This window comes from Bordetella ansorpii (genome assembly GCF_900078705.1).
GTDB classification, from domain to species: domain Bacteria; phylum Pseudomonadota; class Gammaproteobacteria; order Burkholderiales; family Burkholderiaceae_B; genus Bordetella; species Bordetella ansorpii_A.
In genome coordinates this window covers 921,584-942,573 of record NZ_FKIF01000002.1, presented here as the reverse complement: position 1 = coordinate 942,573, position 20,990 = coordinate 921,584, and the positions used below count along the sequence as shown (strand labels likewise).

Annotated in this window: 21 protein-coding genes, 1 tRNA gene and 1 pseudogene; 3 read left to right on the top strand and 20 right to left on the bottom strand. The window is 67.7% G+C overall.

Annotated features, from left to right (window positions below; all coding sequences use genetic code 11):
* Positions 1-51: 51 nt before the first annotated feature.
* Positions 52-981 (bottom strand): hydroxymethylglutaryl-CoA lyase, encoded by a 930-nt coding sequence (locus tag A6745_RS07880; protein ID WP_066125415.1) that lies wholly within the window; start codon positions 979-981, stop codon positions 52-54.
* Between the two features lie 237 nt (positions 982-1,218).
* Here A6745_RS07880 and A6745_RS07875 point away from each other — a divergent pair, with 237 nt between their 5' ends.
* Positions 1,219-1,947: an IclR family transcriptional regulator gene (locus tag A6745_RS07875; RefSeq protein ID WP_066125413.1), complete on the top strand. Its 729-nt coding sequence runs from the start codon at positions 1,219-1,221 to the stop codon at positions 1,945-1,947.
* A gap of 1 nt (position 1,948) precedes the next feature.
* On the opposite strand, the pseudogene A6745_RS29260 reads toward A6745_RS07875, so the two are convergent.
* From A6745_RS29260 to hemA, 6 genes and pseudogenes are all read right to left on the bottom strand, one after another.
* Positions 1,949-2,107: pseudogene (locus A6745_RS29260) on the bottom strand (HigA family addiction module antitoxin); the annotation flags it as partial.
* Between the two features lie 35 nt (positions 2,108-2,142).
* Positions 2,143-2,703: a UbiX family flavin prenyltransferase gene (locus tag A6745_RS07870; protein ID WP_066125410.1), complete on the bottom strand. Its 561-nt coding sequence runs from the start codon at positions 2,701-2,703 to the stop codon at positions 2,143-2,145.
* Positions 2,704-2,709: 6 nt separating this feature from the next.
* Entirely contained in the window at positions 2,710-3,036 is a 327-nt protein-coding gene (grxD, locus tag A6745_RS07865; protein ID WP_066125408.1) for a Grx4 family monothiol glutaredoxin, read from the bottom strand.
* 81 nt (positions 3,037-3,117) lie between these two features.
* Complete coding sequence (gene prmC, locus A6745_RS07860; RefSeq protein ID WP_066125406.1) at positions 3,118-3,930, bottom strand: peptide chain release factor N(5)-glutamine methyltransferase; 813 nt, start codon at positions 3,928-3,930, stop codon at positions 3,118-3,120.
* 109 nt (positions 3,931-4,039) lie between these two features.
* Entirely contained in the window at positions 4,040-5,122 is a 1,083-nt protein-coding gene (gene prfA, locus A6745_RS07855) for a peptide chain release factor 1 (RefSeq protein ID WP_066125404.1), read from the bottom strand.
* A gap of 89 nt (positions 5,123-5,211) precedes the next feature.
* The gene (gene hemA, locus A6745_RS07850) at positions 5,212-6,486 is read right to left on the bottom strand and encodes a glutamyl-tRNA reductase (protein ID WP_066125402.1); all 1,275 of its coding nucleotides are present in this window, start codon (positions 6,484-6,486) and stop codon (positions 5,212-5,214) included.
* A 252-nt stretch (positions 6,487-6,738) separates the two neighbouring features.
* Here hemA and A6745_RS07845 point away from each other — a divergent pair.
* Together A6745_RS07845 and A6745_RS07840 are read left to right on the top strand one after the other, a co-directional pair.
* Positions 6,739-6,814, top strand: a tRNA-Phe gene (locus tag A6745_RS07845).
* Positions 6,815-6,989: 175 nt separating this feature from the next.
* On the top strand, positions 6,990-8,381 hold the full coding sequence (locus A6745_RS07840; protein ID WP_066125400.1) for a tyrosine-type recombinase/integrase: 1,392 nt from the start codon (positions 6,990-6,992) through the stop codon (positions 8,379-8,381).
* On the opposite strand, the gene A6745_RS07835 is transcribed toward A6745_RS07840, so the two are convergent.
* The 13 genes from A6745_RS07835 to A6745_RS07775 form a co-directional block, all read right to left on the bottom strand.
* The gene (locus tag A6745_RS07835) at positions 8,341-8,637 is read right to left on the bottom strand and encodes a helix-turn-helix transcriptional regulator (RefSeq protein WP_066125398.1); all 297 of its coding nucleotides are present in this window, start codon (positions 8,635-8,637) and stop codon (positions 8,341-8,343) included. The two genes, A6745_RS07840 and A6745_RS07835, sit on opposite strands and share 41 nt — an antisense overlap.
* Before the next feature lie 100 nt (positions 8,638-8,737).
* Positions 8,738-8,983, bottom strand: a complete 246-nt coding sequence (locus A6745_RS07830; protein ID WP_066125396.1) for a DUF2274 domain-containing protein — start codon at positions 8,981-8,983, stop codon at positions 8,738-8,740.
* Positions 8,980-10,281 (bottom strand): TrbI/VirB10 family protein, encoded by a 1,302-nt coding sequence (locus tag A6745_RS07825; protein WP_066125395.1) that lies wholly within the window; start codon positions 10,279-10,281, stop codon positions 8,980-8,982. Before A6745_RS07825 ends, A6745_RS07830 begins: the two co-directional genes overlap by 4 nt.
* Positions 10,282-10,283: 2 nt before the next feature.
* Positions 10,284-11,276 (bottom strand): P-type conjugative transfer protein TrbG, encoded by a 993-nt coding sequence (gene trbG / locus A6745_RS07820; protein ID WP_066125394.1) that lies wholly within the window; start codon positions 11,274-11,276, stop codon positions 10,284-10,286.
* Positions 11,273-11,977, bottom strand: a complete 705-nt coding sequence (gene trbF, locus A6745_RS07815) for a conjugal transfer protein TrbF (RefSeq protein ID WP_066125392.1) — start codon at positions 11,975-11,977, stop codon at positions 11,273-11,275. The genes trbG and trbF overlap by 4 nt, the downstream gene beginning before the upstream one ends.
* A gap of 18 nt (positions 11,978-11,995) precedes the next feature.
* Positions 11,996-13,396, bottom strand: coding sequence for a P-type conjugative transfer protein TrbL (gene trbL, locus A6745_RS07810; RefSeq protein ID WP_066125390.1), 1,401 nt, complete (start codon positions 13,394-13,396; stop codon positions 11,996-11,998).
* Between the two features lie 12 nt (positions 13,397-13,408).
* Positions 13,409-14,152 carry a P-type conjugative transfer protein TrbJ gene (gene trbJ, locus A6745_RS07805; RefSeq protein ID WP_066125388.1) on the bottom strand — a complete coding sequence of 248 codons (744 nt, stop codon included), beginning with the start codon at positions 14,150-14,152 and terminating at the stop codon, positions 13,409-13,411.
* Positions 14,149-16,641: a conjugal transfer protein TrbE gene (trbE, locus tag A6745_RS07800; protein WP_066125386.1), complete on the bottom strand. Its 2,493-nt coding sequence runs from the start codon at positions 16,639-16,641 to the stop codon at positions 14,149-14,151. Before trbE ends, trbJ begins: the two co-directional genes overlap by 4 nt.
* Before the next feature lie 12 nt (positions 16,642-16,653).
* Positions 16,654-16,938, bottom strand: a complete 285-nt coding sequence (locus A6745_RS07795; RefSeq protein ID WP_066125382.1) for a VirB3 family type IV secretion system protein — start codon at positions 16,936-16,938, stop codon at positions 16,654-16,656.
* Positions 16,935-17,318: a TrbC/VirB2 family protein gene (locus A6745_RS07790; RefSeq protein WP_066125380.1), complete on the bottom strand. Its 384-nt coding sequence runs from the start codon at positions 17,316-17,318 to the stop codon at positions 16,935-16,937. The genes A6745_RS07795 and A6745_RS07790 overlap by 4 nt, the downstream gene beginning before the upstream one ends.
* Positions 17,315-18,367, bottom strand: a complete 1,053-nt coding sequence (trbB, locus tag A6745_RS07785) for a P-type conjugative transfer ATPase TrbB (RefSeq protein WP_066125378.1) — start codon at positions 18,365-18,367, stop codon at positions 17,315-17,317. Before trbB ends, A6745_RS07790 begins: the two co-directional genes overlap by 4 nt.
* Positions 18,364-18,828 carry a ribbon-helix-helix protein, CopG family gene (locus A6745_RS07780; protein ID WP_066125376.1) on the bottom strand — a complete coding sequence of 155 codons (465 nt, stop codon included), beginning with the start codon at positions 18,826-18,828 and terminating at the stop codon, positions 18,364-18,366. Before A6745_RS07780 ends, trbB begins: the two co-directional genes overlap by 4 nt.
* Positions 18,825-20,822, bottom strand: a complete 1,998-nt coding sequence (locus A6745_RS07775; protein WP_066125374.1) for a conjugal transfer protein TraG — start codon at positions 20,820-20,822, stop codon at positions 18,825-18,827. Before A6745_RS07775 ends, A6745_RS07780 begins: the two co-directional genes overlap by 4 nt.
* Positions 20,823-20,990 lie beyond the last annotated feature (168 nt).

The following is a 20,990-nucleotide window of genomic DNA, read 5'->3' as shown; positions in this document are numbered from 1 at the left end:
CAGCGAGTTCGGAAGACACGCCATCAACGGCGCCCGTGCAGTGCGGCCTGTTCAAACCAACTGCGCGAAGCCCTTGGGCAAGCCGGCATCCGGCGTCATGCCGTAGAGCGGCTCGCCCGGCAGCCCGGCAGCCAGCGGCACGCGCGCGGCCACGATGCGGTCCAGGTCGATACCGGTGCGCACGCCCATGGCCTCGAACATGAACACCAGGTCTTCCGTGACCACGTTGCCCGAGGCGCCTGGCGCATAAGGACAACCGCCCAGCCCGCCCAGCGAACTGTCGAACGTGCGCACGCCCTCGTCCCAGGCCGCCAGGCAATTGGCCAGCCCCAGGCCGCGCGTGTTGTGCATGTGCGCGGCGCCGGCATGCGCGCCGATCTCTTGCCGCAGGCGGCGGAACAGGCGGCGCACCTGCGCGGGATTCGCATAGCCCACGGTGTCGGACAGGCCGGACTCGTCCGCCCCCGCCGCGATGCATGCGGCGGCCAGGCGGATGACCTCGTCCTCGTCCACCTCGCCCTGCAGCGTGCAGCCGAACGCGGTGGAGATGCCGGCTTCCAGCTTCACGCCCGGCGCGATCTCGTCGCGCAGGCGGGCAATGGCGCGCACCTCGTCGACCATTTCCATGGGCGTCTTGCGCACGTTGGCCAGGCTGTGAGCGTGGCTGGCCGATACCGGCATGGTCAGCTTGTGCACGCCCGCGCGCAGCGCGTTCTCGGCGCCGCGTCGATTGGGCACCAGCGCCATCACCGTGAGGCCAGGGTGGCGCAGCGCATGCCGCACGACCTCGGCGGCATCGGCCATCTGCGGCAACAGCCTGGGCGGCACGAAGGACGCCACCTCGATCTCGCGCACGCCGGCGGCGACCAGGGCATCGATCCAGCGGCCCTTGGCCTCGGTGGGCATGGTGGCGCCGACGGACTGCAGGCCGTCGCGCGGACCGACCTCGCTGATGAGGACGTCGGGGGTGTCGTGGGTCACGGACAGGTCTCCATGGTTGTATATTCTATTAGATAGAATTATATTCTTTCTTATGAAATGAATTCTGCGCCTGACATCCAGGTGGTGTCAATCGCGGCCATCGGACAAGTGCGCAGTGACGGCGGCACGCGGTCCGCGCGGCCTATGCCCGCCCAATCCCATTCCATCGACGCATAAAATCCAAAGCCCGCTGAGCGCCGGCCCGATTCCCGCCGCCGCCCTCTTCCAAGGAATGCCATGCCCAAGAAAGCCGCCACCGAATCCGTCGCCGACGCGGCCGCCGCGCCCGGCGGCGTGGCGGCGGTCGATCGCGCGCTGAGCCTGGTCGCCGCGTTCCGGCCGGGCGATGCGGCATTGGGATTGGCCGACCTTGCCGAGCGCACGCGCCTGTACAAAAGCACCGTGCTGCGCCTGCTGGCCTCGCTGGAACACGCGCGCTGGATCCAGCGGCTGGACGATGGCCGCTACGCCTTGGGGCCGGAGATCGCGCGCATGCACGCGCGGTACGCGTCCGCGTTCTCGCTGGAACACGTGGTGGTGCCCGTGCTGCGCGACCTGGTGGCCGCCACCGGCGAAAGCGCCGCCTATCACGTGCGCCAGGGCGACGCGCGGCTATGCCTGTACCGGGTGGACTCGCCCAGCCCCATCCGCGACTTCATCAAGGCGGGCGACCTGCTGCCATTGAACCGCGGCACCGGCGGCCGCGTGCTGACGGCCTACGACCCCGTGCTGGGCCAGGCCGACGGACCGGATCGTGAGTTGTATGCGCGCATCCGCGCGGACGGCTACTTCGCCGCCGTGGGCGACCGCCTGGCCGAAGTCGCGGGCATCACCGTGCCGGTGCTGCGCGACGATGGCACGATCTGCGCCGCCGTCACGCTGACGGCGCCGGCGCATCGCTACAAGGCGGATAACCTGAAGGCCGTGCAGGCAGCGGCGGCCAGGTTGCGGGGGTTGGTAGGGTAGCGACGGCCAGATCAGGACTGATACCGGCCTTGCCGTTCAAGACACGCGGCAACGCAACACGAGAACTGGCAAGCCGCTGCGCTGCTTCGGTTACGGACAAGCCCAGGGGAACGAGTACATCTTCCTTGAGTACTTCGCCAGGATGCGGAGGGTTATGCATCATCGTTCGGCTCCTGGTGATAATCCTGGTCAATCCTACGTTCCTTCCCACGTCGGCCCCGGCACCTGGATATCGAACAGATCCAGCACGCGCGCCACGGTGTGGTCGACCATCTCTTCGATCGACTTCGGCCGGTGATAGAACGCCGGCAGCGGCGGGAAGACGATGCCGCCCATCTCGGTGACGGCCGTCATGTTGCGCAGGTGCGCCAGGTTGAACGGCGTCTCGCGCACCATCATCACCAGCCGGCGCCGTTCTTTGAGCGTGACGTCGGCGGCGCGTGTGATCAGGTTGTCGGACAGGCCATGCGCCACGGCCGCCAGCGTGCGCATCGAGCACGGCACGATGACCATGCCGGCCGTCTGGAACGCGCCGCTGGCCAGCGTGGCGCCCACGGCACGCACGTTGTGCACGTGATCGGCCAGCGCCTGGACCTCGTTGCGGCCGATGTCGAGCTCATGCTGGATGTTCAGCACGCCCGAGGCCGATATGACCAGGTGAGATTCCACGTCGGGCACATCCTGCAGGACCTGCAGCATGCGCACCGCGTAAAGCGAGCCCGTGGCCCCCGTGATGCCGACGACCAGCCGCCGCATCGGGCGTCAGGCCGTGGCGCCGGACGCGTCCAGCAGTTGCTTCAGTTCGCCGTTCTCGTTCATCTCGTTCATGATGTCCGAGCCGCCGATGAATTCGCCGCTGACGTACAGCTGCGGAATGGTGGGCCAGTTCGAGAAGTCCTTGATGCCCTGGCGCACTTCGCCGTCTTCCAGCACATTGACGGTGACCAGCTTCTTCACGCCACAGCCCTTCAGGATCTGGATCGCCTTGCCGGAAAAGCCGCATTGCGGAAACTGGGCCGTGCCCTTCATGAACAGCACCACGGGATGCTGGGTCACGGTTTCACGGATGAATTCTTGCACGTCGCTCATGGTGGTCTCGCTGAGGGAATGGGGGTTCCGGATGGAATCAGGCCATCGTCCCTACATGGGGATGGTCCGGCAATACGTCAATTATAGGTATCCGCCGGAAATGCGCTCGATGCCGGCCAGGTCGCGGCGGCTGGCGACCTGGCCGAAACCGGCGGCGCGCAACCGTTCGCGCACGGCCTCGGCCTGGTCCCAGCCGTGCTCCATCCACAAGGCGCCACCCGGCTTCAGCCAGGCGGGGGCCTCGGCGGCGATGCGCGCCAGCGCGCCCAGGCCATCGGCGCCATCCGTCAACGCGCCGCGAGGCTCGTGGCGCAGGTCGCCCTGACCCAGATGCTGGTCGGCGCTGTGGATATACGGCGGGTTGGACACGATCAGGTCGAAGCGCTCGCCCATCGGCAGCGCGCCGAACCAGTCGCCGTGCAACAGGCGCAGCCGGGCGCCCAGCCGGCTGGCGTTGTCGAGGGCCACGGCCAGCGCCGCGGCGCTGCAATCGGTGGCGGTGACGACGGCCTGCGGACGCGCCAGCGCCACCGAGATCGCGATGGCGCCGCTGCCCGTGCCCAGGTCCAGCACCGTGGCGCCGGGCTTGCCGGAAATCGCCTCGATGGCGGTTTCCACCAGCAGTTCGGTGTCGGGACGCGGAATCAGCACGTCGGGCGTCACCCGGAATGTGTGCCCCATGAACTCGCGCTCGCCCAGCAGATAGGCCATGGGCTCGCCGGCCAGGCGCCGCTCGGCCAGCGCGCGGTACAGCTCGGCGGCCATGGCGGGCGCGGGATCGGTATCGTGGGCCAGCAGCCAGGCACGCGGCTTGTTCAGGGCGTGTTCCAGCAGCATGCGCACCTCCAGGCGCGGCAGGCGCGAGTCGTGCAGCAGGTCGATGATGCGCGTCATGGGTGGTCGGAAGCGATGGGCGGAGACGGCGAGCTTGCCATGCAATGGTTTCCAGGGGCCGCATCGCGGCAAGAATGTCGCGATCTCCCCGCCAGAAACCGGGAGTGCGTCAGACCTCGTCGCCCAACGCCGCCAATTGCTCGGCCTGGTGCTCGGAGATCAGGGCGCCCGTCAGTTCTTCCAGGTCGCCTTCCATGATCTGCTGCAGCTTGTACAGCGTCAGGTTGATGCGGTGGTCCGTCACCCGCCCCTGCGGGAAGTTGTAGGTACGGATGCGTTCGGAACGATCGCCCGAGCCGATCAGGCTCTTGCGCTCGGCGGCCTCCTTGCTCTGGCGCTCGCGCAGTTCCTTGTCCTTCAGGCGCGCGGCCAGCACCTGCATGGCGCGGTCCTTGTTGCGGTGCTGCGAACGGTCGTCCTGGCATTCCACCACCAGGCCCGTCGGCAAGTGGGTGATGCGCACGGCCGAGTCGGTCTTGTTGATGTGCTGGCCGCCCGCGCCGCTGGCGCGGAACGTATCGATGCGCAGGTCGCTGGGGTTGATGACGATCTCGCTCATCTCGTCGGCCTCGGGCATCACCGCCACCGTGCACGCCGACGTATGGATGCGGCCCTGCGCCTCGGTGGCGGGCACGCGCTGCACGCGGTGCGCGCCCGACTCGAATTTCAGGCGGCCATAGGCGCCATCGCCGTCGATACGCGCGATCACTTCCTTGTAGCCGCCCAGTTCCGAGGGGCTTTCCGACATCAGCTCGACACGCCAGCCGCGCGTTTCGGCGAAGCGCGTGTACATGCGCAGCAGATCGCCCGAGAACAGCGCGCTTTCGTCGCCGCCCGTGCCCGCGCGGATTTCGAGGAACAGGCTGCGGCCATCGTCGGGATCGCGCGGCAGCAGCAGCAACTGCAGCTCGCCTTCCAGCGTTTCCAGGCGGGCCCGGCCGGCCTTCAGCTCTTCTTCCGCCATCTCGCGCATGTCGGGATCGGACAGCATCTCTTGCGCCGCGGCGATGTCGCCCTCGGTGGCCTCGAAGCTCTTGAAGGCGATGGCGACCGGCTCGACCTCGGCGCGTTCGCGCGACAGCTTGCGGAAGCGGTCCATGTCGGACGCGGACTCGGGATCGGCCAGCAAGGCGTCGATCTCGATCAGGCGATGGGCCAGCTGTTCCAGCCGGCTGCGCATGGAAGCTTTCATCAGCGGAAATACCAAATAAAGGGGAAATCGGCACGGCGGGCGCCCGCAAGGCGAACGTCCGCCGCAAAGGGGCGGCGCGTGGCGGGACGCTAACGGCGCGTGTCGCGGCTGGGGAACAGGCGCGGCATCCAGCCCAGCAGTTGCCGGCGCTCGTCGCCTTCGCTGCGGTTGAGCGCCGCCAGCGGGCCATGCAGATATTTCTGCGTCAGGCCGTGCGCCAGTTGTTCGAGCACGGCCTCGGGGGAATCGCCGCGCGCCAGCATGCGGCGGGCGCGCTCGAGTTCGGCGGCCTGCACGTCGGCGGCGGCCTGGTGCAGGTCGCGGATGACCGGCACCACTTCGCGCGACTGCATCCAGTGCATGAAGCCCTGGACGCGGGTTTCGATGATGGCCTCGGCCTGCACCACCGCCGCGCGGCGCGCGTCGGTGCCGGTTTGCACCAGGCGGCCCAGGTCGTCGACGGAATACAGATAGATGTCGTCCAGGCGGCCGACTTCGGGTTCGATGTCGCGCGGCACGGCCAGGTCGATCATCACCATGGGCCGGTGGCGCCGCAGCTTGGTGGCGCGCTCGACCATGCCCAGGCCCAGGATGGGCAGGGAACTGGCCGTACAGGACACCACCACGTCGAATTCGGACAGGCGGTCGCCCAGCTCGGCCAGCTTCATGGTGCCCGCGGCAAAACGGCTTGCCAGCGTCTCGGCCCGCTCGGTGGTGCGATTGGCCACCATCATGCTGTGCGGACGCTGCGCGGCGAAGTGCGTGGCACAGAGTTCGATCATTTCGCCCGCGCCGATGAACAGCACGCGCGCCTGATCCAGCTTGCCGAACACGCGCTCGGCCAGGCGCACCGCGGCGGCGGCCATGGACACCGACTGCGCGCCGATGGCGGTTTGCGAACGGACTTCCTTGGCCACCGAGAAGGTGCGCTGGAACAGTTGATGCAGCAGCGTGCCCAGCGAACCGGCCTGGTCGGCGGCGCGGATGGCGTCCTTCATCTGGCCCAGGATCTGCGGTTCGCCCAGCACCATGGAATCGAGCCCGCTGGCCACGCGGAACGCATGGCGCACGGCTTCGTCGTGGCGATGGCGGTACAGGTGGGGATCGAGCGAGACGGCTTCGATGCGGTTGTGCTCGGCCAGCCACGCGGGCAGTTGCTCGGCCACCTGCGGCTCGGCCGCGCAGTAGACTTCGGTGCGATTACAGGTGGAGAGGATGGCGGCTTCGCGCACCGCTCCGCCGAATGCCGTGCGCAGCCCCTCCAGCGCCGGACGCACCAGATCGACGGGCATGGACACGCGCTCGCGCACCGAGACCGGGGCGGAGGTGTGATTCAGACCGAAGGCAAGAACGGCGACGGACATCGTGGCAGGTGTGTGCGACCCGGGATGTGTCGGCGCTGGGCGCCGGCGTGTACGGGTAGCTTGTACACACGGATGTAACAGAGGACAACCCAGGATTATACGCCCAGGGTTTCCCCTGAGGTTGTTGGATGGCATCAATGGGGGGTTGGGGGCGTCCTATGGGTGAGGTCAGTGTTGATGGAACTCGGCGAAGAAATTTGGTGCCAGTTCCTGCACGCGTTGAAAAATTCATGTATAGTTGCGGTCTTCGTTGGCCTGGTAGCTCAGTTGGTAGAGCAGCGGATTGAAAATCCGCGTGTCGGTGGTTCGATTCCGCCCCAGGCCACCATTCGCCTGTCCCGCACGATCTCACCAAGTCCCATTTCTTCTACGAAATCAAGGGCTTGCGTCAAATTCCTCTCCCATACTGTCTCATCGGATTCCGCCGAATCCCAGGGTTTTAGTCCCCTCAAACAGTCCCCTAAGATTTCCGCTGAAATCCGAGGAACTCTTGGGGGTGCGCTATGAAACTGACCGTGAAGACCGTGGAAGCCGCCAAGCCGGCCGACAAAGAGTACATGCTGCCTGACGGGGACAGACTGTATCTCCGGATACAGCCAAGAGGCTCGAAAAGCTGGTTGTTCCTCTATTCCGACATCGCGGGTCGCCGAGTCAAGTTGACCCTCGGCGCTTATCCCGCCATGTCGCTGGCGGCCGCCCGCACTGCTGCCGAACAGCAACGCCTCAACCTGCTGGCGGGCAAAGATCCTCGCCAAGTGATGCGTGCGGCCCACCAAGAGGCGCGGCGCCACGCGCTGGCCACCTTCGAGAAAGTAGCGCGCGAGTGGCACGCCCACGCCAAACAGATCCACGAGTGGAGCGAGGACTACAGCCAGAAGATCCTGCGGCAACTGGAACTGCACGCCTTCCCAAGGCTGGGCCGCCACCCCATCGGCTCGCTGGACCGGCTGGACGTCCTGCAATGTCTGGAAGCCGTTTCGCTGGCCGGCACCCGTGAAACCGCCATCCGGCTGCGGGAAAGCCTGCAACGCGTCTTTGCGCGGGCGGTCACACTGGGACTCCTGGAGCCAGGCCAGAACTACATGGCCAAAGGCGTGGCCGACTTCAAGCTGCGCAGTCCAATCGTCAAGCACTACGCCACCATCCTGGAGCCCGGTAAGATCGGGCAACTGTTACGCGACATCAGAGGCTACAAGGGGCACTACATCGTCTGCTGCGCGCTGCGAATCATGCCCTATGTGTTTCAACGCCCTGGGCAGATACGGAAGATGGAATGGGAGCAGCTCGATCTCGATGCCGGCATCTGGATTTGCCCGCCGCGCATGATGAAGGCACGAGAGGCCCACAAAAATAGCGGACGTGTGCCTCCGCACGCCGTTCCCCTACCCACGCAGGTCGTTGACATTCTTCGCCAGCTTCACACAGTCACAGGGCCGAGTGGCCCCGTCTTCAAGAGCGTGTCACGCCGGCGAGGCAAGAACGGCTATTCGCGCTACATCTCGGACAACACGATGAACAGCGCCCTGCGCGCCCTGGGGTACGACACCCAAACGGACATTACAGGCCACGGCTTCCGGGCGATGGCGCGAACGCTCATCCGGGAAAGACTGGGATGGGACAGGGAAATGATCGAGAAGCACCTGGCGCACGTCTCCGATGAAGAACTGGGCGAAGCCTATGACAGGACCCGCTTCATCGAACAGCGCCACGAGATGGCGCAAGCCTGGGCGGATTACCTTGATTCGCTGGCGGAGCACAAAACGCCATCCACCGCAGGCGGACGGCCCGCCCTCAGCCGCAGCAGCGATGACCTCGGTCTCGGCGGTGTTCCGGCCAGGCCGGTACACCGCCGCATCAGTAGCGCACCCGGCGCACTTTTGCACCCTGAGCAGTAGTGTGGATGGTGCAGGACTCCATCAGCCTGAAGCCGCCGGGGTCCTGCTCCCACTGCTCCAAGTCGCTTCGGCGCCACCCCTTGGCCGCACCGCCCAATGACACCGGCGCGGGGAACGTGCCGGCCGCAATGCGGCGATACAAGCTGGATCGGCTCAGGGCCGTCATGCGCAGCACGTCGCGCATGCGGTAGAACATCGGCGTGGCGCGCTCGGCTTCGGAGATCAACTGTGTCGAAGGATGCTCAGTGCGAGGCATGTGGCTCTCCTGATATTTCATTCAATATCAGATTGCCCTAATCAAGCCCGCACGTACACTTGCTGTAGCGTAGTCGAGCAAAGAAAGCCGTATCGCCGCCCTACACGGGCCTCGGAAAGCGGGTATTGGCTGCCTTGCGGCTCCTGAATCCCCGATCCCTGGCCATGAAGGCTTCGAGCATGTGCGGGATGAGCGCCGCGGCATCGACCGCCTCCCCATAGGTCTGCGCATGAAGCTCGGCGTATCGGTCAAGTTCGGCCTTGAGACTCACCGGGCATGCGAAGGCCAGCTTGACGCTTTCGGTCTTGGGCAGCGGCCCCAGGCGCAGTTTCCTGGTTGTACTCATCGTGAGGTTCCCCTATTAAAGAAAAGCGGCTGGTACGGCCGCAGCACCAGATCGCGATTGACGATGATGCGCACCGGCAAGCCCGGCCGCTCCGTCAAGGTGGGCTGGATATTGAGGTTGCGCCGGGTCATCTCCTGGCCGGCCTGGTTGATGCTGTCCTGGGCGCTATCGCGGCCGGCGATGATGATGCGGTCGCCGTCCTGCCGGTTTTCCGGCGCGGCCAGTTCAGCGCCGACGCCCAGCAGCGTGGTCAGCGCCGCACCGGCGAAGATGCGGCCCCAGTGCCAATCGACCTCATCCTCCAGACCGGCATAGCCGGCTGGATCGGTGCCGGCCAGGTTGTCGAGCGTCAGCGAAGACGTATCCGGCAGGATGATCCGGTTCCAGACGACTTGAACCCGGCTTTGCCCGTAGCTGACCTGGCTATTGTACTCGCCCAGAATGCGCGACCCTTGCGGGATCAGCAGGAACTGGCCCGTAGCTGTGTCGTAGACGGGTTCGGTCACCGTGGCGATCACGTCGCCCGGCAAGTCCGATTTGATCCCCGTCACCAAGGCGCCCGCGATCACGGTCCCGGCCATGACCTGGTATGGCGAAGCGGGCATGTGCAAGTCGCCGGAATTGCGGGTTTGCGTAGCGCTGCGCTTCAGGAACGCCTCTTTCTGGTCTTGCCGGTTTTGCACAGCGGTGGGATCGGCCGGCTGGACCGCCGCCGAAGCCGGCCCGAGGGCAAGCGGATCGAAGGCCGCCAGCGTGCTTGGACCGGCGGGCGCCTCCCGCGCCGCCTGTGGGCCGGGCACGGCATTGGTGGCCTTGGCCTGGCTGCCGGTTTGGAAGAACACCGGCGAAGCTGCCGCCGCGTCTTCCTCCTTGCGCAAGGCATCGGCGGGGTCATGCCCAGGAGCCGCGTAAGCCGCGACGGCGGGCTGCCGCGAGTTCACGATGGCTGGCCCCAGGTCGCCCGGCAACGGCGACCCCAGTTCAGGCACGCCGGACGGCGCGGGCGGCGAGGCAGGCGTCAGCTTGGAGTAGTCCGCCGGCAACGCATCCAGCCCTTCGGACTTCGAGACGCGATCGACGTTGTAAAGCTCGGTCCGTTCATCGGCCCCGCGCCGCTGCGGCTGCAGCGACCAGATCGTGGCGCCGAGCACGGCGACCGACAGACCACCGGCAATGATGGCCAGCGTGCGCCGGTTCAGCCGTGTGACCGGACGCGGCTGGGCGCGCAGCGCCACCGACTCGGGCGCGACCTTGCCCGCCGACGGCGCGGCACGGCCGGGAGTGTCATCCTGGCTCATCGTCAGTTCCTCCGCGCCACGCCATCCGTGCGCTCGATGCGCACCACGTCGCCCTTGTCGCCGCCCAGGCGCAGTTCGGCGGCGCCGAACAGGCGATCGACGATGTAGTACGGAGAGCGGAAGCGGTAATTGACCAGTTGCCCGCCGCCTTCCGGCCCGATCACGAAAAGCGGCGGCAGCTCGCCTTGTGCAATGCCGGCGGGGAACTGGATATAGACCTTCCGCCCGTCGTCGAAGGCGCGCAGCGGTTTCCATGGCGGATTGCTGCCGCTGAGTGCGTAGCGGAAGCGCAGGTTCTCCAGCGACAAGCCGGAGTCCACCGGCGCGGCGGCGCTGGCCGCCTGCGCCTGGCGCTGCAAGGCCCGCATCCGGTCGTGCGGGTACTCCCAGGAGACCGATGCCATCCACGTCTTTTGGGTTGACGTCAGCTCCAGCAGGTACGTCCTGCGGCTGGTGGTGATGACCAGATTGGTTTTCAGGCCAGAGCGGATGGGTTTGACCAGCACGTTCACGCGCAGTTCGGCGTCGCTGCCGCTGGACGTCTCGCCCACGATCCAGCGCACGGTATCGCCGGCGGCCACCGTCACCAGTTCCTCGCCCGGCTGGAGCGAAACCACGGTCACGCGGCCCACGGCCGCATAGACTTGATAGAGCGCGCCATCGCTATACGGCCACACCTGAATCGCGTTGACGTAGCCCTCGCGCGTGGGCGCGACGCGGGCCTCGGCATTGGCCCGCGAGACGCGCACCTGCTCGTCGGCCGGCTCCGGCACGGGCTTGCCGTCCTCACCCCCGGGCATGGGCTTTAACTGCGCCGGCATCGGCAGCACGTCGGGCACGGCCACCACCTCCACTGGCGCGGGCGGCTCCGGCACCGGCTGGGCCCGCACCGGCTCATCGAGCGAGATCACGGGAGGCGGCTTGCCCTGCGAGGCGCAGCCCGCCAGGGCAAACAGGACCACCGGCAAAACGGATTTACGGAAAACATCATTCATGGCTTGGCTCCATCGGAAGAATCCAGTTCGCGGCTCCACGACAGGCCATTGACGTAGATGCCCAATGGGTTGCGGCGCAGGCGCTCCTCGGTACGCGGGGTTTGCAGCACGATGGACACCACGGCCGTCCACCGTTCCAGCCCGGCGGCCACGCCGTCCACAAAGCGGCGCTCGGTCCAGCGCACGTTGAACGACGTGCCGCTGGCGCGCACCACGCTGGTGATCTGCACCGTCACCGACTCCTTGCCAATACGCGCGAACGGATCGTTGGTGCGGGCGTAGTCGTTGAGCGCGGCCGCGCCCTTGTCGGTCGTGTAGCCGTAGGCATCCAGCCAGTTTTGCCGCACTACGATCGGGTCGATGGACAGCGAGCGCACCAGGCCGATGAAGCGCGCCAGGTGGTGCGCGATCTGCGCATCGGCGGGCCGGTACGGCGTGGCCGCTTCGCCCACGGCGCGCACCTGGCCGGCCTTGTCCACCTCCACCACATAAGGGGTGACGAGGGACTGCGCCGAGCGCCACACCAGGCCGCCGGCCATCAGCAGCGCGAGCACCAGGCAGCCGAAGGCCATCAGCCGCCAGTTCTTCGCCTGCACGCGGGCCGAGCCGATACGCTCATCCCACACCTGGGCGGCGGATTGGTACGGGGTCGCAGGCTGCGGCGATTCGGCATAGCGCACCCGCGGTCGTTTGAATCGCATGGATGTTCTCCTTAAGCGTCACGAATCGGAATCGCGCAGGCTTGGCCCGGCGCCCGAGCCGCCGCCATCGCCGCCGCGCAGCGTGTGCGCGGCGGTCGTTGCGGCCTGGGCGATCTGCTGGCGGCGATGCAGGCGCTTGGCCCACGCGGGCTGCTGCTTCTGCGCCGTGGCGGCGCCGGCCGCGGCTTCGCCTGCGGCGGCCTGGCCGGGTGCGGCCGCGCCAGGCAACGCTGCGCCTGCACCGCCATCGTCCGACAGACCGTTCCACCCGGCGCGGAATGAGTCGGCCATCCTTTGGCCGGCGGCGGATGCCCGGAATGCCACGCCGCGCCCGGCCGCCTGTGCGCCGGTCTTGGCCACGTTGCCCATGCCGGCCATCGCGCCCCTGGCCTCGCCGCCGGCGGCAGCGGAGCCGGCCTGGAATGCCGAGCGGGCGCTGCCGGCCATCGACGTCGCGGCACGCACACCGCTGCCGGCCAGCTTGGCGGCACCAGGCGCCATGCGCGCCCCGGCCATCACCGCACCGCCCACACCTGTCGCCGCAGCGCCGATGGCGACGGCCGTACCGGCAGCACCGACCGCAGCGCCAGCCATCGCACCGGCGCCGAGCTGCGGCGCGCCGGACACCAGGCCCGTGGCGATGCCAGGGCCGAAGATCCCCAGCGCCAACAGTGCGAGCGAAGCCAGCATGATGACCAGCGCATGGTCGATGGAGGGTTCGGCCGGATGAACCTGGAACTGCGCGAACAGGCTTGAGCCGATGCCGACGATGACGGCCAGCACCAGCACCTTGATGCCCGACGACACCACGTTGCCCAGCACCTTTTCGGCGAGGAAACTGGTCTTGTTCCACAACGCGAACGGCACCAGCACGAATCCCGCGAGCGAGGTCAGCTTGAACTCGATCAGCGTGATGAAAAGCTGCACGGCCAGCACGAAAAAGCACACGATCACCACCAGCCAGGCCAGGAACAGCACCACAATGGGATCAAGGTTGGCGAACACCTCGGGAAACCCCGCCATGTCGCCGATCTGCTCCAGGATCGGCGCGGCCGCGTCGATGCCGGTCTTGGCCAGCCGCCCCGGCTGCAGGAAGTTCTCCATCGTGATGGCCGAGCCGGCGGCCGCCAGGCCCAGCCCGGCGAACGAGCGGAACACGATGCCGGCCAGCCAGTTGAAGTTGCCGATGATGTAGGCGAAGGCGCCGACGTAGAGCACCTTGCGCAGCAGCTTGGCGATCGCGTCCTCGCCCTGGCCGGCGGCGTGGCCCAAGGCCCAGTACAGCCCGGCCAGCGTCATGTCGATGACGATCAGCGTGGCCGTCAGGAACGCCACCTCGCCTTGCAGCAGCCCGAACCCGGAGTCGATGTAGCGCGAGAACGTATCCAGGAAGCGGTCGATGACCGTCACGTCATTCATGGCCCGGCTTCGTCAGTTGCCGTAGAAATCCACGCGGTGGGGCGTGTACGGCGTGCCGGCGCCCATGAAGCGGCGCCGCATCTCGCGGGCGCGCTCGGTGGCGGCCGCCTGCCGCGCCAGTTCCAGCGCGGCCGCGCGATCCTGCGTGATCTGGAGCTGCTGCGCCTGGATGGCCTGCTTGGCCTGCAAGGCCAGGAGCTGGTTGGTCGCCTGCTGGGCCTGCAGGGCGCCCGCGGCCGACTGGCTTTGGCCGACCAGCTCGGCCAGCGCGCCCTCGTCATCGCGCAGATTCTGCGACACCTGCGCCTGCATGCGCATCGCGGTGTGCAGGCCTTTCAGCGTGTTCTTCCAGCGTTCCTGCGCATCGCGCACCATCTGGTCGCCGCTGATGGAGGCCGCGTACTGTTCCGGGTACAGGCGTGCGAACGAGACGTCCATGCGCTGCACGTCATAAGCCAGCCCCTGCGCCTGTCCGATCAAGCGTTCGGTGGTGGCGAGCGTCGAGCGCAGGCGGTTGACGATGTTGAAATCCAGGCTCGCCAGATCTCGCGCCTGGTTCGCCAGCATCCGCGCCTCGTTCTGAAGCTGGTTGATCTGGTTGTTGATCTGCTCCAGCGTGCGCACGGCAGTCAGCGTGTTCTGCGCGTAGTTCGACGGGTCGAACACGGTGATGGCCGCCGCCGGCGGCGCGAGCGCCAGCCAGACGGAGAGTGTTGCGGCAAGCGATGCGGACAATAAACGGGTTTTGGCTTTCATGGTGAGACCTCCAGTGGCTGGGAGTTCAGGTGCGGCGCGGCCGCGGGCGCAAACGGCAGCAGGTCGGCAGCCCAGTCAAGGCCGCGATGGCGCAGCCACGCGCCGGCAAAGCCCGCGGTGCCTGCATCGGTCAGCACACGGTCGATGTCGCGCTGGTCTTGCGGGGTGGATGCACCGGCGAACGCCAGCGCGGCCGACCCCAGGTCGAGGTCGAACAGGCGATTGCCCAGGCGCGACTGGTAGTAGTAGTCGCGCTTGGGCTGCGCGGTGGCGACGATCTCGATCTGCCGGCTGTTCAGCCCGAAGCCGTCGTAGATCGTGCGAATCTGCGGCTCGGTGGCCTGCGGGTTGGGTAGGAAGATGCGGCTGGCGCAGCTTTCGATGATCGCCGGCGCGATGGCCGAGTCCTTGATGTCGGCCAGCGACTGCGTGGCGAAGACGACCGACACGTTCCTCTTGCGCAGGGTCTTGAGCCACTGGCGGATGCGGGCCGCGAACGCCGGCTCATCGAGGAACAGCCACGCCTCATCGAGAATCAGCAGCGTGGGCGCGCCGTCGAACCGCTCATCGAAGCGGGCGAACAGGTAGCGCAAAACCGCTTGCACGGCGGCAGGGCTGTGCATCAGTTCTTCCATCTCGAAGCCCTGCACGTCGCCGCTGCCCAGCCGGTCGCGGTCGGCGTCCAGCAGCTTGCCGTGCGCGCCGCCGAGCACGTAGGGCGAGAGCGCCTGGCGAAGCGCGTTGGATTGCAGCAGGACGGAAAACCCCGTCATGGTGCGCTGCTCCACCGGCGCACCGGCCAGACTGCCGAGCGCCGACCAGATGGCCGCCTTCTCGTGCGGGCCGACAGCGAGCCCTTCGTGCAGCAGGCGGCCCTCCAGCCATTCGGCTGCCCAGGTGCGGTAGCCCTCGTGGTCGATGCGCGCGAGCGGCTGGAACGCGATGCCGCCATCGGCGCCCAGGTCGTAGTGCTCGCCGCCCAGGCCCAGGATGGTGGCGCGCATAGAGCGGCCCATGTCGAAGGCGAAGATGCGCGAGCCGGCGTAGCGGCGAAACTGCATCGCCAGGATGGCGAGCATGACCGATTTGCCCATGCCAGTCGGCCCGGCGACCAGCGTATGCCCCACATCGCCGATATGCGTCACCAGCCGGAACGGGGTGGCACCGTCGGTGCGGGTGACGATCACCGGCGGGCCGTCCAGGTGCTCATTCCTCTCCGGCCCGGCCCACACCGCCGACAGCGGCATCATGTGCGCCAGGTTCAGCGTCGAGACGATGGGCTGGCGCACGTTGGCGTAGGCGTTGCCGGGAATCGACGACAGCCAGGCATCCACGGCGTTCAGCGTCTCGGGGATGGTGACGAACCCGCGCCCCTGGATGACGCGCTCAACCATGCGCAGCTTCTCATCGGCCACCGCGGCGTCCGGGTCCATGACGGTGACGGTCGCCGTCAGGTAGCCGAAGGCGACTTGATCGCCGCCCAGCTCCTGCAAGGCGGCATCGGCATCGGCTGCCTTGTTGCCGGCGTCGGTATCGACCAGCGGCGATTCCTGCTGGAAGATTGTTTCGCGCAACAGCGCGGCGACGTTCTTGCGTTTGGCAAACCACTGGCGGCGCAGGCGGCCAAGCTCCCTTTCCGCCTCGGCCTTGTCCATGCAGAGGAACCGGGTTGCCCAGCGGTAGGCAAAGCCAAGGCGGTTCAGGTCATCCAGAATCCCGGGCCAGGTCGAGGCCGGAAAACCCCGCACCGAGGCCACGCGCAGGTGCTGGTCGCCCAGCGTGGGCGCAAGGCCGCCGGCCAGCGCACAATCGGCCAGCAGCGCGTCGATGTAAAACGGCACCTCGGGCATGCCCACCCGATAGCGCCGGGTGGACACCGTGCCGTGCAGGTAGCTCAGCGTTTCGGCGTCGTCCAGCCAGGCGATTTCCGGCATGACGCCGTCGAGCAGGTCGAACACGCGATCGGTTTGCGCCACGAAGGCATCGAGCCGGCCGCGCCAGTCCACGCCGTCGCCCGGCGCATGCTCGTAGAGCAGCTTGGTGGCGCGGGCACGGGACTCCTCGGGCGGCAGATAGGCCAGTGTCAGGTGGTAGGCGCTTTCGAAATGATGGCCGTTCTGCCGCGCAACGCGCCCCCCGAGCGGCTCGTCACCGGCCTCACCCTCGAAGTCTGCCCGCCGCTCCTCGTCCACCAGCCACGACAGCGGCTCGGGAAAATCGGAACGCGGGTAGTGCGCCGCCAGCCGGCGCTCGGCTTCGATGAACAAGGCCCAGCCCGAACCCAGCCGGCGCAGCGCATTGTTCATGCGCGCCGACGTGGCGATCAGCTCGCCGTGCGTGGCGCTGTCCAGGTCCGGCCCGCGAAAGCGCGCCGTGCGCTGGAATGCGCCGTCCTTGTTCAGCACCACCCCGGGCGCGACCAGTCCGGCCCACGGCAGCCAATCGGCGAGCCAGGCCGGGCGCTGGCGGTATTCGGCGAGGTTCAGCATGGCGGCGCCGCCTCACACGTCCAGCAGCGGCTTGTGCTTGATGTGCCGGGCGAAGACCTGCATGAACTGGGGATCGACGCGCGCGCCCCACACCGCCAGCGAATGGCCAGCGATCCAGAGCGCCGCGCCGGCCATCCACAATTGCAGGCCCAGCCCGACGGCGGCGGCCAGCGTGCCGTTGGCGATCGCCACGGTGCGCGGCGCACCGCCCAGCAGGATCGGTTCGGTCAGCGAGCGATGCAGCGGAATCTCGAAGCCGGGTGCGAAGGCCGGCGTTGCTTCGTGGCCGGCGCTCATACGACGGCCCCGCCGGAGAAGCTGAAGAACGACAGGAAGAACGAGGACGCCGCGAACGCGATGGACAGGCCGAATACGATCTGGATCAGCTTGCGAAAGCCCCCCGACGTATCCCCGAAGGCCAGCGCCAGGCCCGTGGCGATGATGATGATGACCGCGACGATGCGTGCCACCGGCCCCTGGATGGATTCGAGGATGGATTGCAGCGGGCCTTCCCACGGCATCGAGGAACCGGCCGCTCGCGACGTGCCGGCCAGAAGCAGCCACAGCGCGGCCGGCAACAGGCCGCGATGGACAGGGCCGGCCAGCCGGCGCAGGCGGGCCAGGAGCGGGGCTGGGGTGACGGAAACGCCCAAGGCATGGGCGTGCGTGTGCATCATGGCAGGTCTCCAGATGGGTCAAGGGACGGGGAAGGCACGGCGGCAAGCGCGGCCGGGAGCCGTTCGGGAAACGGCGTTTGCAGGGCGTCCGCCAGGCGATAGCCGGCAGCGTCGAAGCCTCTGAGGCGGGCGATGCTTTCGACATGGCGCTTGCGGCCGCGCCCGGCGATGTGGATGACAACGTTGACCGCCTCGGCGATCAGCGCGCGCGGCGGGTTCACCGCCACTTCGAGAATCAACTGCTCCAGGCGCAGCAGCGCGCCCAAGGCAGAACCGGCGTGGATGGTGGCGATGCCCCCGGGGTGTCCGGTGCCCCACACCTTGATGAGGTCCAGGGCTTCGCCGCCGCGCACTTCGCCGACGATCACGCGGTCCGGGCGCAGGCGCATCGTCGCCCGCACCAGTTCGCTCATCGACACGACGCCGGCGCGGGTGCGCAGCGGCACATGGTCGCGGGCCACGCATTGCAGCTCGATGGTGTCTTCGAGCACCAGCACGCGATCACCCGTGGCCGCGATCTCCGCCAGCAGCGCGTTGGCCAGCGTCGTCTTGCCGGTGCTGGTGCCGCCGACGATCAGGATGTTCTGCCGCTCGCGCACGGCGCAGCGCAGAAACCCGGCCTGCCTGGCGGTCAGGATGCCGTCGCTGACATACTGATCCAGGCTGATGACGCTCACGGCGCGCTTGCGCAGCGCAAAGGCCGGGCCGGGCGCGGCCGGCGGCAGGATGCCCTCGAAGCGTTCGCCCGTCTCGGGCAGTTCGGCGGTCAAGAGCGGCTGGCCGCGATGCACTTCCGCGCCGACGTGGGCCGCGACCAGGCGGATGATGCGCTCGCCATCGGCCTCGGGCAGTTCCACGCCCAAGGGCGCACGGCCCACTGAGAGCCGGTCCACCCATAGCGTGCGGTCGGGGTTGAGCATGATCTCCACCACGTCCGGATCTTCCAGCGCGGCGGCGATCACCGGCCCCATCGCCGTGCGCAGCATCTGGATGCGGCGATCCAGCGAAGCCGCAGCGGATGAAACCGGCTCTTGCGGAACGGCGTTCATGAGGCACGCCCCTGCGTTTTGGCAGGTGCCGCTGCGCCGCTCATCCGAATCGGGTCTGGGTGCAATTCCTCCACCACGTCGCGCACCAGGCTGCCTCCGCGCAGCAGGTGGCGGCCCAACTGTTCGACGAACTGCTCGAAACGCGCCTTGCCCTGGGCGCGGGCCGCATCCTGGTGCGCTTCGGGAACCGGCGTGCTGACGGTCAGGAAGTAGCGGATGAACAGCGCCAGCGTCTCGATCTGGATGTTCTGGTCGCGCTCCAGGCGCTCGGCCTGCCGCGACAGGCGATCCAGCCGCTTGGCGATGGCGGCCTCGCGCTGGTCACCCGCGTCCGGCGACAGCCAGGACGCCAGCGCGGCCGCGACGATGGACGACTTGGACACGCCTTTCTTGGCAGCCAGCTCATCAAGGCGTTTGGCGTGCTCGCGCTGGATGAACAAATTGAGGCGGTACTGGCTCATAGGTCGATTCCGTCGTTGGGATTCAGCGATGCCAGGCGGGCCGAGCGCTGCATGGCCGGATCAAGCTGGCGCGGAAGGGGAGGCGGCAAGCCGCCGTCATCGAGCAGCGCCAGGTCGGTCGCGGGCGCGGCCAGCCCTGGGGCGTAGGCGACGGTTTCGGATAGCTCCGGCTGGCGGCGCGGGCCGCCGTCGTCGGTGCCGCCCAGGACATCGGTGGATGCCGTGGCCGGCGCAACCGGGACAGTGGAAACCGCCAGGCCGCGCCAGTCGTCAGGCCGGGCGGGCGGCGCATCGGTGTACTGTCCGGCCGCGAGCGCGGGCGGCGGCAGCACGCGCTGCTGGAAATTGGCGTCCGCGTAGTAGCGCAGCTTCCTGGCCTTGATCGGCGGACGGCTTCCCACCATCACCACGGATTCATCGGGCGCAAGCTGCATCACCTCGCCAGGGGTGAGCAGCGGCCGGGCCGTTTCCTGCCGCGACACCATCAGGTGGCCGAGCCACGGCGCCAGCCGGTGGCCGGCGTAGTTGCGCTGCGCGCGCAGTTCGGTTGCCGTGCCGAGCGTTTCGGAGATGCGCTTGGCGGTGCGTTCGTCGTTGGTGGCAAACGCCACCCGGACGTGGCAGTTGTCCAGGATCGAGTGGTTCTGCCCATACGCCTTGTCGATCTGGTTGAGCGACTGCGCGATGAGGAAGCTGCGGATGCCGTAGCCGGCCATGAAGGCCAATGCCGTCTCGAAGAAGTCCAGGCGGCCCAGCGCCGGGAACTCGTCGAGCATCAGCAGCAGCTTGTGCCGGCGCGCCATCCCATCGGAACCGTCGAGCGACTCGGTGAGCCGCCGCCCGATCTGATTCAATATGAGCCGGATCAGCGGCTTGGTACGGCTGATGTCCGAGGGCGGAACGACCAGATACAGCGAGACAGGATGCTCGGCGGCAATCAGGTCGGCGATGCGCCAGTCGCAGCGCGCCGTGACCTGCGCCACCGTGGGGTCGCGGTACAGGCCCAGGAACGACATGGCCGTGGACAGCACCCCAGACCGCTCGTTGTCGCTCTTGTTGAGCACTTCGCGGGCGGCGGACGCGACGACCGGATGCGGCGCGTCGCCCAGGTGCTGCGTCGCCATCATCCGGTGCAAGGTCAGTTCGAACGGGCTGGCCGGGTCGGACAGGAAGTTGGCGACGCCGCGCAAGGTCTTGTCCTCGCCGGCATAGAGCACATGCAGGATCGCGCCGACCAGCAGCGCGTGACTGGTCTTCTCCCAATGGTTGCGCCGCTCCAGCGCGCCTTCGGGATCGACCAGGATGTCGGCGATGTTCTGCACATCGCGCACCTCATGGGAGCCGCGCCGCACCTCCAGCAGCGGGTTGTAGGCGGCCGACCGCCCGTCGGTAGGGTTGAACAGCAGGCAGTGCGAGAAGCGCGAGCGCCAGCCAGCGGTAATCGCCCAGTTCTCGCCCTTGATATCGTGGATGACGGCGGACGCCGGCCAGGACAGCAACGTCGGCACCACCAGCCCGATGCCCTTGCCCGAGCGCGTCGGCGCAAAGGCCAGGACGTGTTCCGGGCCTTCGTGGCGCAGATAGCCGTTGCGGTACTTGCCCAGGAAAACGCCGGCGGGCTGGTCCAGGCCGGCCTTGCGGATGTCGGCGGCATCGGCCCAGCGTGCCGAGCCGTATGTCGTGACCCGCTTCGATTGGCGCGAGCGCCACACCGACATGGCGACCGCGGCCGCGGCAGCCGCCAGGCCGCTGCCGCCGGCCAGGGCCCCGCCGATGCCGAACACGCGCGGCGCGTAGGCATCGAAGAAGAACCACCACTCGAACAGCCGCCAGGGGTGGTAGACCGGCGTACCGAAAAAATCGAACCAGGGCGAGCCCAGGCGTACTTGATAGCCCAGGGCGGCGGCGGTCCATTGCGTGGCACTCCACACACCGGCGATCACGATGCCGAAGACGGCGGCGATCTGCCCGAACAGCACGCCCTGAGCTTGCATGGCTGGCTCCCGATTTCCCCTGCGCTGATTCCTCGCTCACGCGCGACACGCGGATGTGCCGCATAGCATCAGGATCGGTGCCGGGCCGGTGCCGGTCAAAGACTGTTATCGGGAAAATGGTCGATCAAAAAGGCAGAATTCACACCGCGCCGAGCCAAAGCAAAACGC

What these genes read in the sequence shown, in the direction of transcription:
- trbG (WP_066125394.1), bottom strand. Translation starts at nt 11,276, where the DNA reads ATGAATGATGTTTTCCGTAAATCCGTTTTGCCGGTGGTCCTGTTTGCC.
- trbE (WP_066125386.1), bottom strand. Translation starts at nt 16,641, where the DNA reads ATGCTGAACCTCGCCGAATACCGCCAGCGCCCGGCCTGGCTCGCCGAT.
- A6745_RS07825 (WP_066125395.1), bottom strand. Translation starts at nt 10,281, where the DNA reads ATGAGCCAGGATGACACTCCCGGCCGTGCCGCGCCGTCGGCGGGCAAG.
- trbJ (WP_066125388.1), bottom strand. Translation starts at nt 14,152, where the DNA reads ATGAAAGCCAAAACCCGTTTATTGTCCGCATCGCTTGCCGCAACACTC.
- A6745_RS07830 (WP_066125396.1), bottom strand. Translation starts at nt 8,983, where the DNA reads ATGAGTACAACCAGGAAACTGCGCCTGGGGCCGCTGCCCAAGACCGAA.
- grxD (WP_066125408.1), bottom strand. Translation starts at nt 3,036, where the DNA reads ATGAGCGACGTGCAAGAATTCATCCGTGAAACCGTGACCCAGCATCCC.
- hemA (WP_066125402.1), bottom strand. Translation starts at nt 6,486, where the DNA reads ATGTCCGTCGCCGTTCTTGCCTTCGGTCTGAATCACACCTCCGCCCCG.
- trbL (WP_066125390.1), bottom strand. Translation starts at nt 13,396, where the DNA reads ATGAATGACGTGACGGTCATCGACCGCTTCCTGGATACGTTCTCGCGC.
- prmC (WP_066125406.1), bottom strand. Translation starts at nt 3,930, where the DNA reads ATGACGCGCATCATCGACCTGCTGCACGACTCGCGCCTGCCGCGCCTG.
- A6745_RS07870 (WP_066125410.1), bottom strand. Translation starts at nt 2,703, where the DNA reads ATGCGGCGGCTGGTCGTCGGCATCACGGGGGCCACGGGCTCGCTTTAC.
- A6745_RS07780 (WP_066125376.1), bottom strand. Translation starts at nt 18,828, where the DNA reads ATGAGCCAGTACCGCCTCAATTTGTTCATCCAGCGCGAGCACGCCAAA.
- A6745_RS07795 (WP_066125382.1), bottom strand. Translation starts at nt 16,938, where the DNA reads ATGAGCGCCGGCCACGAAGCAACGCCGGCCTTCGCACCCGGCTTCGAG.
- A6745_RS07775 (WP_066125374.1), bottom strand. Translation starts at nt 20,822, where the DNA reads ATGCAAGCTCAGGGCGTGCTGTTCGGGCAGATCGCCGCCGTCTTCGGC.
- trbB (WP_066125378.1), bottom strand. Translation starts at nt 18,367, where the DNA reads ATGAACGCCGTTCCGCAAGAGCCGGTTTCATCCGCTGCGGCTTCGCTG.
- A6745_RS07790 (WP_066125380.1), bottom strand. Translation starts at nt 17,318, where the DNA reads ATGATGCACACGCACGCCCATGCCTTGGGCGTTTCCGTCACCCCAGCC.
- prfA (WP_066125404.1), bottom strand. Translation starts at nt 5,122, where the DNA reads ATGAAAGCTTCCATGCGCAGCCGGCTGGAACAGCTGGCCCATCGCCTG.
- A6745_RS07835 (WP_066125398.1), bottom strand. Translation starts at nt 8,637, where the DNA reads ATGCCTCGCACTGAGCATCCTTCGACACAGTTGATCTCCGAAGCCGAG.
- A6745_RS07840 (WP_066125400.1), top strand. Translation starts at nt 6,990, where the DNA reads ATGAAACTGACCGTGAAGACCGTGGAAGCCGCCAAGCCGGCCGACAAA.
- A6745_RS07875 (WP_066125413.1), top strand. Translation starts at nt 1,219, where the DNA reads ATGCCCAAGAAAGCCGCCACCGAATCCGTCGCCGACGCGGCCGCCGCG.
- trbF (WP_066125392.1), bottom strand. Translation starts at nt 11,977, where the DNA reads ATGCGATTCAAACGACCGCGGGTGCGCTATGCCGAATCGCCGCAGCCT.